At 66.5% G+C, this 16,216-nt stretch carries 16 protein-coding genes; 7 read left to right on the top strand and 9 right to left on the bottom strand.

What is annotated here, in order from left to right; translation table 11 throughout:
* Positions 1-15: 15 nt before the first annotated feature.
* The 4 genes from LWC34_RS30045 to LWC34_RS30030 are packed head-to-tail and all read right to left on the bottom strand — an operon-like array spanning position 16 to position 7,983.
* On the bottom strand, positions 16-1,245 hold the full coding sequence (locus LWC34_RS30045; RefSeq protein ID WP_233728441.1) for a TIGR02679 family protein: 1,230 nt from the start codon (positions 1,243-1,245) through the stop codon (positions 16-18).
* Positions 1,245-5,273 carry a TIGR02680 family protein gene (locus LWC34_RS30040; RefSeq protein WP_233728440.1) on the bottom strand — a complete coding sequence of 1,343 codons (4,029 nt, stop codon included), beginning with the start codon at positions 5,271-5,273 and terminating at the stop codon, positions 1,245-1,247. Before LWC34_RS30040 ends, LWC34_RS30045 begins: the two co-directional genes overlap by 1 nt.
* Complete coding sequence (locus LWC34_RS30035) at positions 5,270-6,454, bottom strand: TIGR02678 family protein (RefSeq protein WP_233728439.1); 1,185 nt, start codon at positions 6,452-6,454, stop codon at positions 5,270-5,272. Before LWC34_RS30035 ends, LWC34_RS30040 begins: the two co-directional genes overlap by 4 nt.
* Positions 6,451-7,983: a TIGR02677 family protein gene (locus LWC34_RS30030; protein ID WP_233728438.1), complete on the bottom strand. Its 1,533-nt coding sequence runs from the start codon at positions 7,981-7,983 to the stop codon at positions 6,451-6,453. The genes LWC34_RS30035 and LWC34_RS30030 overlap by 4 nt, the downstream gene beginning before the upstream one ends.
* 511 nt (positions 7,984-8,494) lie before the next feature.
* On the opposite strand from LWC34_RS30030, the gene LWC34_RS30025 reads away from it, so the two are divergent.
* Positions 8,495-9,064 carry a Uma2 family endonuclease gene (locus tag LWC34_RS30025; RefSeq protein ID WP_233728437.1) on the top strand — a complete coding sequence of 190 codons (570 nt, stop codon included), beginning with the start codon at positions 8,495-8,497 and terminating at the stop codon, positions 9,062-9,064.
* A gap of 202 nt (positions 9,065-9,266) precedes the next feature.
* Here LWC34_RS30025 and LWC34_RS30020 read toward each other — a convergent pair whose 3' ends face one another.
* The gene (locus LWC34_RS30020; protein WP_233728436.1) at positions 9,267-9,638 is read right to left on the bottom strand and encodes a hypothetical protein; all 372 of its coding nucleotides are present in this window, start codon (positions 9,636-9,638) and stop codon (positions 9,267-9,269) included.
* A 513-nt stretch (positions 9,639-10,151) separates the two neighbouring features.
* Here LWC34_RS30020 and LWC34_RS30015 point away from each other — a divergent pair.
* Both LWC34_RS30015 and LWC34_RS30010 read left to right on the top strand, forming a co-directional pair.
* Positions 10,152-10,376: a hypothetical protein gene (locus LWC34_RS30015; RefSeq protein ID WP_233728435.1), complete on the top strand. Its 225-nt coding sequence runs from the start codon at positions 10,152-10,154 to the stop codon at positions 10,374-10,376.
* A 141-nt stretch (positions 10,377-10,517) separates the two neighbouring features.
* Positions 10,518-11,351: a hypothetical protein gene (locus LWC34_RS30010; RefSeq protein WP_233728434.1), complete on the top strand. Its 834-nt coding sequence runs from the start codon at positions 10,518-10,520 to the stop codon at positions 11,349-11,351.
* A gap of 105 nt (positions 11,352-11,456) precedes the next feature.
* Here LWC34_RS30010 and LWC34_RS30005 read toward each other — a convergent pair whose 3' ends face one another.
* Complete coding sequence (locus LWC34_RS30005) at positions 11,457-11,696, bottom strand: hypothetical protein (protein WP_233728965.1); 240 nt, start codon at positions 11,694-11,696, stop codon at positions 11,457-11,459.
* On the opposite strand from LWC34_RS30005, the gene LWC34_RS30000 reads away from it, so the two are divergent.
* The 3 genes from LWC34_RS30000 to LWC34_RS29990 are packed head-to-tail and all read left to right on the top strand — an operon-like array spanning position 11,590 to position 12,550.
* Positions 11,590-11,919, top strand: a complete 330-nt coding sequence (locus tag LWC34_RS30000) for a class I SAM-dependent methyltransferase (protein WP_308200151.1) — start codon at positions 11,590-11,592, stop codon at positions 11,917-11,919. The genes LWC34_RS30005 and LWC34_RS30000 overlap by 107 nt on opposite strands.
* Positions 11,920-11,963: 44 nt before the next feature.
* On the top strand, positions 11,964-12,317 hold the full coding sequence (locus LWC34_RS29995) for a class I SAM-dependent methyltransferase (protein WP_233728432.1): 354 nt from the start codon (positions 11,964-11,966) through the stop codon (positions 12,315-12,317).
* A gap of 23 nt (positions 12,318-12,340) precedes the next feature.
* Complete coding sequence (locus tag LWC34_RS29990; protein WP_233728431.1) at positions 12,341-12,550, top strand: hypothetical protein; 210 nt, start codon at positions 12,341-12,343, stop codon at positions 12,548-12,550.
* 221 nt (positions 12,551-12,771) lie between these two features.
* Here LWC34_RS29990 and LWC34_RS29985 read toward each other — a convergent pair whose 3' ends face one another.
* Entirely contained in the window at positions 12,772-14,037 is a 1,266-nt protein-coding gene (locus LWC34_RS29985) for a GGDEF domain-containing protein (RefSeq protein WP_233728933.1), read from the bottom strand.
* 174 nt (positions 14,038-14,211) lie between these two features.
* Positions 14,212-15,450: an MFS transporter gene (locus tag LWC34_RS29980; RefSeq protein ID WP_372496644.1), complete on the bottom strand. Its 1,239-nt coding sequence runs from the start codon at positions 15,448-15,450 to the stop codon at positions 14,212-14,214.
* 315 nt (positions 15,451-15,765) lie between these two features.
* Here LWC34_RS29980 and LWC34_RS57170 point away from each other — a divergent pair, with 315 nt between their 5' ends.
* Positions 15,766-15,891: a hypothetical protein gene (locus LWC34_RS57170; protein ID WP_284051668.1), complete on the top strand. Its 126-nt coding sequence runs from the start codon at positions 15,766-15,768 to the stop codon at positions 15,889-15,891.
* Positions 15,892-15,952: 61 nt separating this feature from the next.
* Here LWC34_RS57170 and LWC34_RS29975 read toward each other — a convergent pair whose 3' ends face one another.
* Positions 15,953-16,213 (bottom strand): metallothionein, encoded by a 261-nt coding sequence (locus LWC34_RS29975; protein WP_233728429.1) that lies wholly within the window; start codon positions 16,211-16,213, stop codon positions 15,953-15,955.
* Positions 16,214-16,216 lie beyond the last annotated feature (3 nt).

The following is a 16,216-nucleotide window of genomic DNA, read 5'->3' as shown; positions in this document are numbered from 1 at the left end:
TGCGGCCATGGTCGGCTACGAGACGTTTGTGCGTAGGTCATTGATCAGAGCAGGGAGCACCAGTTCCTCCTCAACGCGCACGCCGCGCCGTTCCAACGCTGGGCGGAGGTCACGGTCCCATGTGGCATCCACCGGCCTTCCGGTCAGCTCACCGCCGGTCACGTCTGCCGCCTGGTATGCGGCCGCGTCGAAACGCCATGGCTGCCAAGGGATCCGCTCACGCAAAGCGTTGCCGATCCGCAGCCCGCCCCAGTCGAAGTCACCGTGATACATCAACTGGGCACCGTCCGCCGCAAGCAGGTCCAGCAGCCGCCACACCGCTGCTGAGGGTTGACCGTTCACGCACACCATCGGCGGACATTCCGGGCCGAGCTCATCGGCTGCCGCCGCGAGCACGCTCGGGTTCTCACATACCCAGACCAAGCCGCGGCCGACTTCGAGATCGATCTGGCCCAACTGGCGCAACGTCAGCACACACGGCTCGCCACCTTCACGAGCCAGGCTCAGCATCCTGCCCGTCACAGTCCCAGTGCCACCCGGAAGGCCGAGGCACAGAACGGACGACGACAACTCGTCGCGGTGCACGCCGACCGCCGCCCACGCGGCGCGTCGCTCGGCAGCCGAGCCGTCGCCGGTCGGTGGCGATCCGGCGAGAACTCTGGCCGCGGACAGCACAAGAGTCGTCAGTGGCCGCCCATCGTCCAGGCCGTGCGCGTCCCCGGTGGTCTGGGCGGCAAGCCTGCCGAGTCCGACGCCGTCCGAGGGCAGTTTAGCGAGGACCTGCACCACTGACATGATCAGCGTCGACGCCGTTTCGGGGTCGGGTGCGAGCTTGCGCACCATGCCGGTGGCATCGAGCCACGTCCGCCACACGCCCAGCACCGGACGTCGCGCAACCAGTTCGTCCAGCGGCACGTAGACCGCCGACCATGCCGCGACCTCCACCGCGCGCTCCGGCACGGCACCGATCAGCAGCCGCACAGCATCAACGAGTCCGTCCGGCGCGGCACCGCTGCGGCGCAACACGGTATCCAGTTCGTCGAGCGACACGGTCAGCGATGTACCGGTGCCGGCTCGCCTGCCAAGTAACCGTTCGACGGCCCGCCGCTGGTCTTGGGTAACCGAAGTGAGAGTGACAACGCCACTCAGCGGCTTGCCGTTCGCGAGCCGGCGGCGCATGCGATCGAGCAGCCACGCGGTGTCCTCGCCGCTGAGCAGCCTGCGGAGGCGGTCAAGATCAGCCATTACGCAACTGGGATGTACGGGACTGTGCGTTCCACCTGCCTGCGTTCGCGTCCATCCCACCGCCACGGGGTCACCAGCACCGCATCGATCCCGTCCCGGCGCGCGAGCTGAGCGATCGCCAGCCCTGGCACCTGCGGGTAGCACCCCCATTCGCGTTCGCTGGTCATCACGACGTCAAGGTCGAACGCGGCCAGCAGACCGAGACACTTCGCGCGTGAGTCGTCGTCGACACCGGCGAACGCCTCGTCGAGTGCGACCAGCCGTGGCGTGTACGGATTGGCCGACGACGAGTAAAACGACGAGGCCGCGGCGAACAGCGGTACGGACGCGGCCAGCACCCGCTCGCCACCGGATGCCGGACCTGTGGCCGGCCGCCACTGGCCGTCCTGGTAGCGCTGGATCGCGAACTCGTGCCAGGACCGGTAGTCCAGCGCACGGGTCAGCTGCTCCACCCAGCCGCCCGCCAGATCCTCGGCATGCTCGCGGTTGATCTGCTCTTGCAGGAACGCGCCGACGGTCGCGCGGTCGGCCACGCTCCACGCGTCCGCGGTCTGCCGCAGCAGCCGATCCCGCACCTGGCCGAGCCCATCGGGCGCGGTACGGGAGGTGCGCCACTGCAGTCTCAGGCGCATGCCGGTTGACGTCGGTCGTTCCTCCAGATCGGAGTTGATCGCGCGGACCTGGTCCTCGGCGTTGCTGATCAGCTCCTGCAGCGTGCCAGCTACCTCGTTGATGAGGTGGTTTTCCAGGATCTCGCGCTCTTTGGCGGACAGAAGCGTTGCCCGTTGCTCGGTTTCCTTCGCCAGCGCGGAAACCAGCGTGGGGATGTCCTGCGAACGCCCTTGGAACAGCACATCGACGACGATGACTCCGTCTCGTACCGTCATGCCGACCGAATGACCGTGCGTGGACAGCGCGTCCGTGAGCAGCTTGTGTTCGGTCGAGACGCGCTGCTGGATCAGCTCCCATCGTCGGTCCGTGTCATCGACGTCGTCCAGCGCCGCATTGATCGAACGCGCGAGCGCCACTGCCGGGTTCGGCGACCATTCCGTTGTGGGATCAGGGAAATCCAGGTCAGGAAGGGCGGTCGTGAGCAGACCGGTCTGAGCAAAGGCGCGTAGTTGGGCAATGGCTCGATCGCGCTCGGCTGCAGCGATCGAAATCGACTCGCGCAGCCGCATGCGACTGCCGTCAGCCTCGCCGCGCATCACAAGTGCTGTCCGCTCCGCGGCCCGTGCCTCGTGCTCCCGCTTGTCTCGCTCGGTCAGTTCGTTGGCTACGGCGTCCAACTTCCGATACAGCTCCTCGACGCCCGCACCAGCTGTCTCGACCAGAACCCGGTGCCGTTCGGCCGCGACCTCAGCTTCGGCGCGGGCGCTGGTCGCCGCCTCGCTTGTCTGCTCGCGGTGCTCCACCGCGGTCAGCAACTCTTGTTCCGCCTCAGCCAGACTCGTCCGCGCGCGGTCCAATGCCCTTGCTGCGGGCCACAATGCGGCAAGCGCCACTCGGTAGTCGCCGATCGCGGCCCGGACAACGGCGAGCTCATCCGGGTCGACCGGCAGACCGACATCACCGGCGAACTCGGTGGCCGCGGCGCGAGCTCTGTCGGCCTCCTCGGCCCGTTGGCCAAGTGTGACAACGGCTTCGTTCAGCCGTGCGTCAACGCGCCGCTTCGCCTCGTGCTCGGCCGCGAGCTTGACATGCGCCTCGCGCAGTTCGTTGTCCTTCGGCTGTTTCTGGTGCTCGGCGGCAAGAGCGTCCCGATTGGCGCTCAATTCGACTGCGGCGACGGCAAGTTCGGCAAGACGACGATCCAACAGCGTCAAGTCTTCGCGCAGTCGCTGGATCCGGGCCCGGCGTGCCGCCTCCCGGGCACCCTCACCGATGTAACCGGCAGATTCCTTGTGCCAGGCCCCGGTCAGCACGTCGACAGCGAACCTGCCGTCGACCGCGACCCACGTCCGCGCGCCTGGTCCCAGACCGATCGCTCGCAATACCGAGGTGACCGCGTCGTCGGTGAGCACGGCGGCCAGCGGGTCAGCCCGGTCCACAGCCGGAGCGAGCACGGCGGTCAAGCCGCCTGCCGGCGCGGCGTCACCAGGCACGATCATGACGTCACCGGTGACTGTGCTTTGCAGTTCGCCGTCCGGGGTGACCCAGGCATCCAGGATTCCCGCAGCCTCCAACGCCGCTTCCAGACCGGCGCGGTGTTCGTCGCTCATTCCCGCGACGAAATCGACGACCTTCCACAGTGGAGCACCAGGGCGGCCATCCCGTGCTCCTTCGTCGCGCGTGTAAGGCTTCGGCGGCGCGTCGTGCCCGCCCGCTTCCAGTCGTTCGATCTCGTCGACGACGGCTTCCCGCTCGGCATGGACCGAGCCTTGCTCGGCTTCGATCGCGGCCTGCCTGCGCCCGAGTTCTTCTGTCGCACGCATGACCGCGTCATCCACCACCGATGCCGCGGGGTTGGGGCCGTCGAGCGTCTCCACCCACGCGTCCAATGCCGCGAGCATATCGTCTACATCAGACACACGGAACGTGGTCGCACTTACCAGATAGGCGGTGTAGGCAGCCACAAGCTCAGTGCCACGCCCGGCCGTCACCCCGTCGGCGATTGCGATCCGTTCGTCGGCGGCCTGCTGCTCAGCGGTGATCCGGTCGACGTCCTCGCGCGCTGAACGCAGGGTTGCTTCGGCCCGCGCTGCCGCGCTGAGCAGCTGCTGCAGGCCGTCGACCGCTTTGGTCTGCCGTGTGACGAGCGCGGCACCGGCCCGTTCGTCGGCATCCGCGATGACGGCGGCGTGACCGTCGGCGACGCGCGCGGCCTCAGCGGCATCCTGTGCGACGTTTTTGGCTCGCTCGAAGACTTCTTCGTCGGTACCGGCCGCGTGGCGCGCTCGCGTCGCCTGCTCTTCCCTGCGCCGCGTGGTTTCCACAACCGAGACATAGTCGCGCTCCCGGGATTTCGCGAACTTGTCCAACCTTTCGGCATCCGCACCGGCTTGCTTCAGCGCCTCCGCGTCTCGCATCTCGGGGCTGTCCTGCAGCGCGGCCCGCCGCGCCTCCAGTTGGGCTTTCGCCTCAGCCAGCTCGTCCAGCAGTCGTTGTGCCTGGTCGAGCGCTTGTGTCGCCGTCTCATACGCGGCATCAGCCTCGCCCAGGTCACGCCCCAGCTGTTCGTAACGGCTGTGCGTCTGCCGGGGTGGTGCCGCGCGGCGTTTGGCCGCGATATGCGCATAGCGCCGATAGTGCGTGAGGAACGCTTCCGCAGCCGACTTCGCGTCAGCGAGGCCGCGCAATGCTTCGCGTTCCTCGTCCAGACCGCGAAACGCCTCAGCCACAGTCGTGATCAGCGCCGGATCGAGCGGCGGGAGCGCCTCGGTGAGCGCGCGGGAAAGCAGCTTCTCGTCCGGTTTCTTGGACAGTTGCGGCTGCCGTAGCTGGATCAGCAGGTTGACGAGTGCCTCGTAGCGATGCGTCCCGAGCCCGAACAGCGCCTCGTCCACCGCGCGCCGGTACTCCGACGCCGTGTCGTACACCATTCCATGCCCGTCAAGGGAATCCTTGAGCTTCTCTCTGCTCAGCGCCACCCTGGTCGGGCCGACCAGCGACAGCTCGTGGCCGATCCGTTGACTGGTGACGAAGAACCAGTGCCGTGCGATTCCGCGTCCGGCAACGGCTTTCAGACCGCAGCCGATCGTGCGGTATTCCGTACCGCCGTCGGGCAGGACACGGCCGAACTCCAGCCACGTGTAGCCGAGGCGCTCGTTGTGCGGATGCTTCCCGCCCAGCAGCAGGTTCCACTCCATCCGCTTGTTGCGGTCGCCGTCCGGTTCGACGCGATGTGCCGACAGTTCGCCGTCGAGCAGGAACGGCAAGGTGAGAGCGAGCACTTTGGACTTGCCCGTCCCGTTGTTGCCGCGCAGCAACAACCGGCCGTCGTGAAAGTGGAACTCCTCGATATCGTAGTAGAAGAGGTCGACCAGGCCCGCGCGCAGCGGCTGCCAGCGATTCCGGTGCGGGATCACCTCTTCGCCCTTTCGCGGATCGTCGGTGCTTGCATCCTGTACCGGCCGATCGCCGGGCGGGCGACCACCATTTCGGATGCCGAGTCTTCGACAAGTCGCAGTGCTCGCAGCTTGTTCAGCGCGATGGCCAGCAGTTCCACGTCGGCCCCTGGTTCGGTGACGCCGCGCCGCCAGTAGGACTTGTGCTCCTGAGCCATCTTCCGCACATGCGCGCGCAACTTCTCAAGCGGCACAGGCCCGTTCTGCGTCGCAAGGTATTCAGCGATCAGCAGGGTGACGTGGCCGTCGGTGCGCTGCTCCGGCATTCGTACGTCGGTCAACTCGTCGTCCGGGTCGACCATTGCGATGCCCTCGGCACGCATCTCGGTGACCAGACCGGTGGCGTCCTCGATCCGCCGCGTGATCGCATGTCGTTGACCCACAAGGTATCCGCGCTCGTCGTCGGTCAGTTCGTCGTAGTAGACCACGGGCTCGTCGAGCAGCCGACGGGTGAGCCGATGGCGCAGTGAACGGTTACGCAGATCGTCGGTGTCCGCCACCGCTTCATGCGTGAGTTCTTCGAGCCTGCCTTCGAAATCGTCCGCAGCGACGGTCGACGGGCCACGGTTTCCGGTCAGGATCGCGGCCAGCACCCGCCGCTGCACGTCGTACAGCACGTCGCCGCTGTCGCTCAGGTATGCGTCCTCGTCACCGGCGACTCGTTCCAGCACACCCCATGTGAGCAGCAGACGCACCGCGGCGACCAGATCCGAGCGCTCGTCGCGCCTGCTGAGCGTGAACGACACACCGGCGTTCACGAGTTCCGGCTCACCTGCGGCAGCCAGCACACCTTCGGCGAGACGGCCGAGCGTGATCTGCGCGTCGGCGCGCTCCAGCACAGCCAATGCCAGGCACAGCAACACATACCTGCGACGCCCGAACGGCGGCTTGCCCTTGCCGTCGCTGGCCGGATGGGTATCGTCGGCCAAGGTCGGAGTGGTCTTGAAGAGCCGCGCGGATTCCGCGCTGACGACGAGACGCCAACCGGTCTCGGTCGCCAGCCAGGTCCGTAGGTCCGATGCGTGCCGCCGAACCAGCCGCAAGACCTCGTCATCCGCCCCCGCAGTCAACAACGGCTTGGCCAGCAACACCCGCATAGCCTTTCGCTGTTGGACGATGATGTCGTCGGCGAGCATGGTCATGCGATCGCCTCTGCCCGCTCTCGTGCCGTGAGATCGACGATCTCGATCAGGTGTTCCGGGCCGCGAAGCACCCCGTCCTCGGTCTCGATTCGCACTGTGCCGCCACCACGGACGACGCTCATCCGAACCTCCATCGTGCCGTCGCTGGTGGTCGTCCGTACCTCGGAGTCGCCCGGCAACCGGGCCGACAGCGCATCGCCGAGCAGGCCGAGGAAGAGCCGGAACGCCCAGGTGTCGAGCCTTCCGATCTGGGACAATGGGATCGGCCCTGGTGTCGCGAGACGCAAACGCGCCTCGGCCGCCTGCTCGGACTCCTGCGCGGCTTGCTCGGCGAGGATCTGCCGTTGTGCGGCCCTGTCGACTACCCGATTCGGCTGGCCGCGTCGCTCGTACGCACCGGTCCTGCGTAACTGCGGGCTGATCCGCACTCCGGAAGCGAGCCGCCACGGCATACCCGGCTGCTCTTCTTCCCATGCCGCAACGGTTTCCTGGGTGACAGTGAGATGCCTGGCCGAGTTGAGCCCAAAAGCCGCCCGCCACAACCGATGCGCCGCTGCGTCGTCCGGTGCCTCCGCGAACCACCTTGCCAGCGCACGGAAATCAGCCGAACGATCGGACCGTCCAGAGCGACGCTCGTTGAGCACGGCTACCGTATCGATCAGTTGAGTGATCGCCGTAACGGCGGCGCCACGCAGCAACCGCGCCTGCGACAGATGCCGGGAATCGGCCGACACGAACCAGTCGTGCAGCCCGCGCCACCGGTTGCGCCACGCGTCCAGGCATGCCTCTATGGCATTCTCACGAGCGTCCGGCGCGGCATCAGCCGCCTCACGCCTGGCAGCGACTTTCAGCAGCCGCTCGACATCGGCGATCCGGCCGAGGAGAGCGGCGATTTCCGCGCCCCGGTTGGCAAGATCCGCGATGAACTTGTTGACGTAGTCGATCAACTGTTGTTTGTAAGCGATGAACGCGTCCACATCACCATCGGCGAAATCGATGACCCGCCGCAGCGACGCCATGAACGCCTGCGCGTTGTCCGCCAGCCCCGTGAACCGCTCGGCAAGCGCGAGCAGAAGAAGATGCACCTTGGCAGGATCGAGATCGTCGGCAGTGGTCATCTCCGCCAGCGCCCGCAACTGCCCGGCGATGTCCTCCAAGGCCACCGACTGCAAGGAACCCCGGCGACCCAACGCCTCGTCGTAAACCGCAAGCGCTTCCTCAGCCGCCTGCCCCGCCGCGGTGAGCTGATACAGGTAGCGAGCCCGATGAAAGTCCGCAACGCTGGTCACCCGGCTCGTGTCCGGATCCGCCCGCAGATTCCCCCATTCGACCAGCTGTTCCAGCGCCGCCGCGATCCCCTCAATATCGCCCGGCCGGGACAGTTCCCCCGCGATGTCCTCTGGCCGCATATGCACGATGAAGCGATCCCTCGCCCGCGCGAATGCCAACAGCACATCCCGATAGAGCGCCGCGTTCTTCGCGCTCAAGTGCGCGAACGGCTGCGGCTCCGTGCTCTGTTCGGCCACCACCGTCCAATTATTACGCGACCCTCGGACAGCTCTGCGCAGACCCGCCGAACTCACGCCCCAACCGACGTCAACCTCTGGCCAGCGTCACATCCGGCCAGGTCCGCTCGGCGGCGAACGAGGACAGCGACAGCCCAGGCATGGATCTGCGCGGCTGTGGGTACCGAGCTGTGGTCGTCGAGCATCAGCGAGCGTCACCCGTTTCAGAAGGCGTCATCGGCTCCACAGCGTGACGTGTCTTCGCCATTTGACCTTAACCGGTCAATGACGTGCCTTATCCGACTGGGCTTCGAGTTGCGGCGCGTGCTGAGATCGATCTCGCCGCCGACGGACAGTAGGACCTCGAACGGTCCTTCCAGGGACACGCCGCCGCGGTATCCAGTACGGTGATCTCACCGCTCCGCACTCAGCCGACTGGTGGTTGCTGAGGGTAGCGAGGCGGTGCTGACCGCGGCGCTCCATGCGACACTGGATATGACACCGGCCGCGCCGCACCAGGGAGGGAGACAGGGCCATGAGCAGCGCAGCAGGGCGCCTCGACGGCTACACCCTCGCAGACTGGGAAGCCCTCGAACCCGTCGAAGGACACCGCATTGAACTCGTCCACGGGCGACTGGTCGTGAACGCCGCACCCGCTCCCCGCCACCAACGCGTCGCTGACCGCCTCTGTCGCCTGCTCGACGACGCCGTCGCTCCCCACGGCTTGGAAGCACTCACCGCCGTCGGCGTCCGCGTCGGCCAACTCGGCTACATCCCCGACATCGTCGTCTGCACCCCCGTCGACGACGATGCCATCACCATTAACTCCACCAGTGTGACGCTCGTGGCTGAAGTGGTCTCCCCTTCCACCGCCAAGACGGACCGCTTGGAGAAACCCGCCGCTTACGCCGCCGCCAGCATCCCCATCTACTGGCGTATCGAGCTCGCCCCTGGCGCCCCACCGGTCATCTACTGCTACGAACTCGACAACGGCGTATATGCCCTGACCGCCACCGCGGACACCACCGCGACCATCACCACCCGCATCACACCCGACATCAGCGTCACCCTCGACGTCACAGCGCTAACAGCACAGCGGACATAAATGCTCAGCTGCAGATCTCCTATGTAGTGAACCTCTGCACGATGTGCACCGAGGCCACCGAGTCGCCCACGCTTCGCCGACATCACCGAGCAGCAGCATATCCACCCGGCCGCCCTACCGCGGATGGTCACCTCTCCGGTCCGCCAGCCGACGTCGCCGAGCATGAGCCGCGCCACCTCGCCGCCGCGCAGACCTAGGCGCGTCAACGACAGCACGATCGCGTAGTCGCGACGGCCGACAGCGCTACCACGATCACACGACGCCAGCGCGGCACACACGCCGTCACCGCAGGCGTCCCCAGGCACTCTCCATCGTCCAAGATGGCCGCGTCCGGTCGGGACCGCGCGAGCAGGGCGGGAACGTGCCCAGCCACGTGCAGGAAACGCAGCAACGCTGGCAGCATCACCATGTCCGGCGGCATGCCTTCCCTGCCCCGCACCCACTGCATGACAAAGCCGGTGACCCGCCCCGCGGACAACCCGGACAACGAACCGTGGGATCCGGGCAGCCACTCCAAGAACACCCGCGCGCACCGCAGATAGTGCGTGACCGTCCCCGGAGCCAGTCCCCGCACGCTGTCCAGATAGCGCTGTACTCGACCAGCAGCGCCTCCTTTTGGAACGTCGCTGGAGCACGACGGCCGGCCCGCGGCGGGTACTGCGCAGATCTGCGGGCGGTTGGGTGCGATGTCCTCTTCGGATTGTTTACTCGCTGGCATATCTGACGTGAGATGAGGAGTGGCGGACCGCCCGACTCATCTGCAGCGCAAGGCGTCTTGTGTAGACGGTCTGAATGCTGGGTCTGCAATGCGGCCCGGTGGATCGGAGTGTGGAGGGGCCGGCTAAGAGTGGACTGGATGGCGAACGGCTAGCGGAGGCGATGTGGCTCAACGAGCAACACTGGGCCCGAGCGGGCCGACCGGTATCGGCGGAGACGGTGCACAAGCATCTGCGGATTGGGGCTGCCAGCTCCAGGGCGTTGACTCGGGCTGTACGTGAGGTGAATCGAGCCGCTGTCGACGGCAGTTCGGCAGCGGCGATCGAGAAGAACCAATCGTCGGCTGAGGCGAATGGCTTCCGTCTACACCATGTTTCCAGCGCAGCATTGTCGTAGTCCGAGGGAGGTCGACTCGCTGGCCGAGCTCAACGCCCAGGTTGAGGCCTGGGACCTCGCTGATGACGATCGTCGCATCGGGGCGCGGCCGCGCACGCTCGGCGAGATGTTCGCGATCGAGGCACCGCTGCTGCGGCCGGTGCCTGGCAGACCGGACGCGTGCGGTCGGGCGGCGTGGGATGCGAGGGGCTGGGGGTAGAGGCTTTGGCTGTATTCCTCGAGTGCCGGGAACCACGGCACGACGCAGCCCACCCGGGCTGGTTGGGTACGCGTCGGGAGCCGAAACGCCGGTTGCCCGTGCGGGCGGCCGGCGTGTCGGTTACTTCCAAGCAGGCGGCGGATGACGATGCGGAGCCCGCTCGAGTGCCGTGGTCGAGCGTGGAGATCGTGTCACCGCACGACCCCGAGGCGCGGTTCAGCCACAAACCCGGCAAGGTCGAATGGGTCCGGGTACAAGGACCATCAGACCGAGATCTGCGACGAGGAGCAACCGAACCTCATCGTGCATGTCGTCACCACACCGGCTCCGGAGCAGGACATCGGCGTCGTGGGCGGGATCCATGCCGCGCTGGCCGAACAACAACTGGCGCCGGCCGAGCACCTTGTGGACAGCGGCTATGTCACACCCGAGACGGTTCACCACGCGGCGACCGATCACGGAATCACCATCGTCGGGCCGGTCCGTCAGGACCCCCGCGCCAGGGAACGGCCCGGCTTCGCCAAGGAGGACTTTCACATCGATTGGCAAGCCGAGACTGTTACGTGTCCACAAGGGATAGTGAGTCCACCGTGGAAACACACGATGGCGCGCCGCACGCTGTGCTGGAGCCTCGGTCCGGAGGTGCCGGGCGAGATCGAGCCGTATGCGGTGATGGGCCTGATGTTCGAGAAGTTCACAATCATGGACTACACCCACGGCACGCTTTCGCACCGCTATCCTGTCGCGGACACCCTCGCGCTGACGGCGGAAATGCTCCGCGGCGCGACGTCGGTCGAGCGGATCGACCTGCTGGATCAGCCGGATCTGTTTGTCTTTACGGTTGGCCGCGACGCGCGGTCCGATCTTCTGGTCGGCTGGCGGTGTGGCAACGGCCTGACCGACGAGGACAAACCACCGACTGAGCTGGAGCGGGCATCTCGGCGCAATCCGTCGACGCCCACGGCAAACCGGTGAGCGTATGGGTTAGCGACGGCCGGGTGGTGTTTCCGCTCTCACTTACCCCGAAATTTGTGGAAATCAGCGGATGACCAGCGGTGCGCCGGTCATCGACGTGAGTTTTCAACCCTTGCTGGTGCGCTGAAGAGCCGCCGCGATCCGGTTTGCCGTGGTGGCCGGTCTCCGGCCGTGCACGACCAGCAGTTGGTTCACGACGAGATGGCGTTCCAGGTCCTCCCGGCCGGGCTCAGGCCCGGTGGTGCGCCTGGCCCGGTGGCGGCCGGTCCGGGACTGGCTGGTCAGGTCCACGGAGAACAGCGCCCCCGGCGTCTGGGCGGGCATCGCCTGCCGCAAACGCTGCATCGACGACAAATTCGCTGAGGCGATCCTGGCCGGGGTGGATTCGATCGTCATCCTGGGTGCCGGCCTGGACACACGCGGATACCAGCCGATGGTCCCTTCCGGCGTTCGCGTGTTCGAAGTGGACTTGCCGGAGAACATCGCGGACAAACGGAAAAGGATCCCCGAGACCGGCACGGTGACCCTGGTCCCGGTCGACTCCGACACCGAGGATCTCTCGCGATAGCCCTTGCGGTACAGGGATATCGGGCCGAGGGCAGGAACCTGTTCGTGTGGGAGGGCGTGACCCAGTACCTGACCGAGGACGGCGTGCGAGGGACTTTCGAGGTGCTGGCCAAGGTGGGCACCGGGAGCCGATTGGTGTTCACCTACGTCCGTCGGGATTTCCTTGACGGCACCGCCATGTACGGCGCCGAGAGGCTGTATCGGCGGTTCGCGGTGAAAGAACGGTTGTGGCGCTTCGGCATGGCTCCCGGCGAGGTGGCCACGGTCCTGGCCGAGTACGGCTGGCGCGAACTGGAACAGTTGGGGGCCTCCGAGTTCACCACCCGGTACGTCCAGCCGACAGGGCGAGCGGCACCCGTCTCGGAGTGCGAACGCTCCGTCTACGCCGAGGAGCTCTGACCGTTCGTCACGAGGTGAGGAACGTGCGGATGGTTGCCGCGATCGTCGGCCAGTCGTCGCCGAACCAGATGAAGTGGCTGTCGGCCCGGCTTTCGATCAGCTGGGCGTGCGGGATCGCGGCTGCGAGGGTTTCGGCGTGTGCAAAACGGGACGGCGCCGTCGTTGCGCGTGGCGATCACGAGGGCGGGCTGACTGACCGCAGTACTGACGTCCGGGGTGGGGCAGGTCGTTGAGAAATCCACTGCCCGATCGCATCGCGGAAAACAGGGCGATCAGTTCCGCGCGATGCTCGGGCCGCAGGGCTGCCAGGACGTGCCGGATCGGCCGGGTGGACAGATCGCGCAACAGGATCCGCAGACCGATGTCGGGCGCGGCAGTGTCCGTCTAGGACACGCCCAACCACCCACAGGTAGATCAGAAGAGCCACATTTGTTCGAGTGGGCCCGGGTCGGTGTTAGCCGGCATTCATGATGCTGACGACGCGGTTGCGGCCTGCTCGCTTGGCGCTGTAGAGGGCCTTGTCGGCGGCTTGGAGGAGCCGTTCCACCGCGCCGCCTGCCTCTGGGTATGTCGCGACGCCAATCGAGGCCGACAGGCCCTTGATGACCGTCGTCCTGCCCTCGTCCATTGCCTCGACCTCAAGCCTGGCGATTGCCTTGCGGATGCGCTCAGCGATGCCGACGACGTCCGCCTCGCCGGTCTCTGGCAGCAAGACTACGAATTCCTCGCCGCCGAAGCGCCCGACGCAGTCGTAGTCTCGCACCTCGCTCCTGATCGTGGCAGCGATCGCTTTAAGTACGACGTCGCCGGCCAAATGCCCGTGCTCGTCGTTGATCCGTTTGAAGTAGTCGATGTCGATCATGAGCACGCCGAAGGGCGCCTTGGCCTTGCGTTTCGCCTTCGCAAGTTCGCGAGCCGCCAGGCTGTGCCACCCAGCGGTGTTGAACAGTCCGGTCTTCTCGTCGGTGTTTGCGGCGACCTCGAGCTGCTTGACCAGCACGCCGCGGTGCAGGAGCAACAAGGGCGGTATCACCACCAGCACGAGGGCGGGCAACGTCGCCAGCGCCAACGCGGTCAGCATTCCCAGGCACAGAGTCGCTATCTCAAGCAGGTTGTCCGCCCAACCGCCGAACAGCTCCTTGAACGAGCGCGTCTTGGCACTCAGGCCTGGAACGGCAATCAGGGCACCGACCAGGAAGTAGGTGGCTGCCGCGAGGGGAATGACGCCAACACCCGTCCATCCGGCATCGAGGGCGCCGTACATGCCGTCGACGCCGGCACGTGCGAGCAGTGCCTCGGCGGCGAAACAGGTGATGATGGCCAGGCAGCAGTTGAAGACGCTCCGGAAAGCAGGTACCCGGCGCAACCGGTACCAGCTGCGTACGGCGAGGTGAACGTAGAGCAGTGCTGCAAGGACCGCCACCAAGGCCGGGGGCAGAAGCAGCACACCGGCGAAGGTCCATACAGAGGTCAAGTTGATGTGCGGCGTACCGTTCACCCGACGGCGCACCCGCTCGACCTGGCGCCCCAGTTCGGCCTGCAGGACGCCCATGCCGGCGAGACTCGCGAAGATCACCGCGTCGTGCGGTCGGCTGGGTACCATGACTGCCGTGGTGACCGTGGCCGTGACCGCCGCAGCCTCGATGAGGAGGCAGTACACGATCAGGGACCGACGCTGCTTCCAGAGCGTCCACCGAACCGGCGAGACAACATCAAGCATGCGCACCGCATCTCCCCGAACCATACTCAAGGTTGGTACACCCATGGGTGGTCCCACCAGCAAGTATCCACCCAATCACAGCTAGCGGCCAGGAACGATGCCGGTAAACCCGACTGGCGCAACGCCTGAGCAGTGAAGGGAGGTTCGCCGCCATGGACAACCGCGACACGTGAGTCATCGTGATTCCTCTATTGCCGACCGCTTGGCCCGGCGCCACCCCACCGCGATGGGAACTGCCACGATCGCTCCGGTGAGACCAGCCAGGGCGATGGCGTGCGCCGGGCCGACCAGGTCGGCGAAGACGCCCGCTGCCAGGGCGCCCAGTCCTTGGATTGTGATCAAGCCTGAGGATAACAGCCCGGAGCCTTGCGCTCGCTGTGCGTCCGGGAGCTTACGCGTGTACGAAGCCGTGCCCTGGATGGTGTAGGGGGTGGCGAGCGCGCCCGCGATCGCGAACAGCGCCATCGACGTGACCAGTCCCGGTTGGAGCGCGCAGAACACCAGCGGAACCCCGGCCAGGATTCCCAGGACCCCGATCACCCGTACCTGTTGATGCTCGGGAACCCACCTTCCGAACACGATGCCGCCGATCACACTGCCAAGTGGGTCGCTCGCCATGATCAAGCCGACGCCGAGCGCCCCGGTCTCTAAGCTGTCGGCGTACGGCGCGGCCAGCGCCTCGGGCGTTATGTAGAACCCGGCCAGCCAACACAGCGCCAGCAGCACCCGCAGCGCGGGATCGCGCCACACCACACGCGCTCCCGCCGTCGTCGAGGCCAGGAACGGCATTCGTCCCGAACTGGCCGCCCTTTGGATTGCGGCGGGACGATGTCCGACGCCGCGCCGCAACACCACAGCTGACAACAAGAAGGTGGCGGCATTCAGAGCCAGCCCTACCGACGGGTTGATCGCCGAGACGAGAGCGCCGCCGCCGGCGAAGCCCAGCAGTTGAGCCAACTGGTTGGTGATGTTCCGGATCGCCATGCCGACCGTGTATTTGCTGCCACTGAGGACATCTGGCAAAAGCGCATGCTGCGCGGCCTTGAACGGGCCGTTGAGCAAGGTCACGACCGCTACCAACGTGCACAGCGGCCACAGCGGCACTCCCGGGACCGCCATGAAACCGACGAGCACCGCTCGCACAAGGTCGGCGACAACCATCACATCGCGACGCGGATACCGATCGCCCAGGCTCGACAGCAGGATCCCGCCGACGAGGGCCGGAACAAAGGTCAGCGCGTAGGTCAACCCGGTCAAGAACGCCGAAGCGGTCCGCTGAAAGACGAGAACCGACAAGGCAACGCGGGCCAATTGGTCTCCGGCGATGGACAACAACTCGGCCGTCCACATCGCGCGGAACTCCCGCACGCCCAGCACCGACCTGAAGGTAACGCGCTCGCCGTCCCGGGTCATTACGCCCCTTGCCCTCGCTGACTAGCGTCAACCCGACCTGGGCCGTCGCCGCATTGGCTCGCTGTAGTTGTGTGACTGCTATCGGTCGGCAGCGCTCGCGTAGAGCCCGCGTCCAGCGAAACAGCTGGTCAAAATCGTCTGCGTGGACGTGGCGCCGTTCCGGCGGATGGCGAGCCAACCCAAGGCGTTGGCGCCGGGGAGCGGTGAACCGGCACCTGGGCGGTGGCGTGGGGCAGGTCGCGGTCATCGGCCACCTCGTACAGCAGCGACACCAAAGCTGCCGGGGCCTGCCTAGCGGCCACCGCGTGCACCACTATGCCCCGCACCGCGGTCAGCACCCCGTTGATCCGCGACGGGTCGGGAACCCCTGGAGAAGGAATGCGGATCGGTGAGGCGGTGGGGCTGCGCCGTCAGGACATGCACCTGCTGGCCGACTCGTAGGCGCTCGGTTGCATGGAGAAGGGGCCGTACGTCGGAAGGTGTCCACTGTGGACATTAGAGGTCAGCCGGGGTGGGCGCCCACGGTGTCGCGGATCTGCGCGCCCAAGCCGGAGTCGGCGGCCCGTGCGCAATGCGCACAGCAGTAGAAGCGGCCAGCCACCTCGACACCGTGACCGAGCATCCGGCATCCACAGTGCTTGCACACCGGGGCGAGCCTGGTGACCGCACACTCGAAGCTGTCGAAGGTGTGCCCGTCCCCACTGGCCGTGTGCACCTCGAAGGTCATCCAGTAGTCGTTCCCGCACACGTCACAGGTGGCCATCGA

The sequence above is a fragment of the Kibdelosporangium philippinense genome, from assembly GCF_021390435.2.
Classification (GTDB): domain Bacteria; phylum Actinomycetota; class Actinomycetes; order Mycobacteriales; family Pseudonocardiaceae; genus Kibdelosporangium; species Kibdelosporangium philippinense.
Note: the sequence above shows the minus strand (reverse complement) of the source record. Positions and strands in the feature narration are given on the sequence as shown.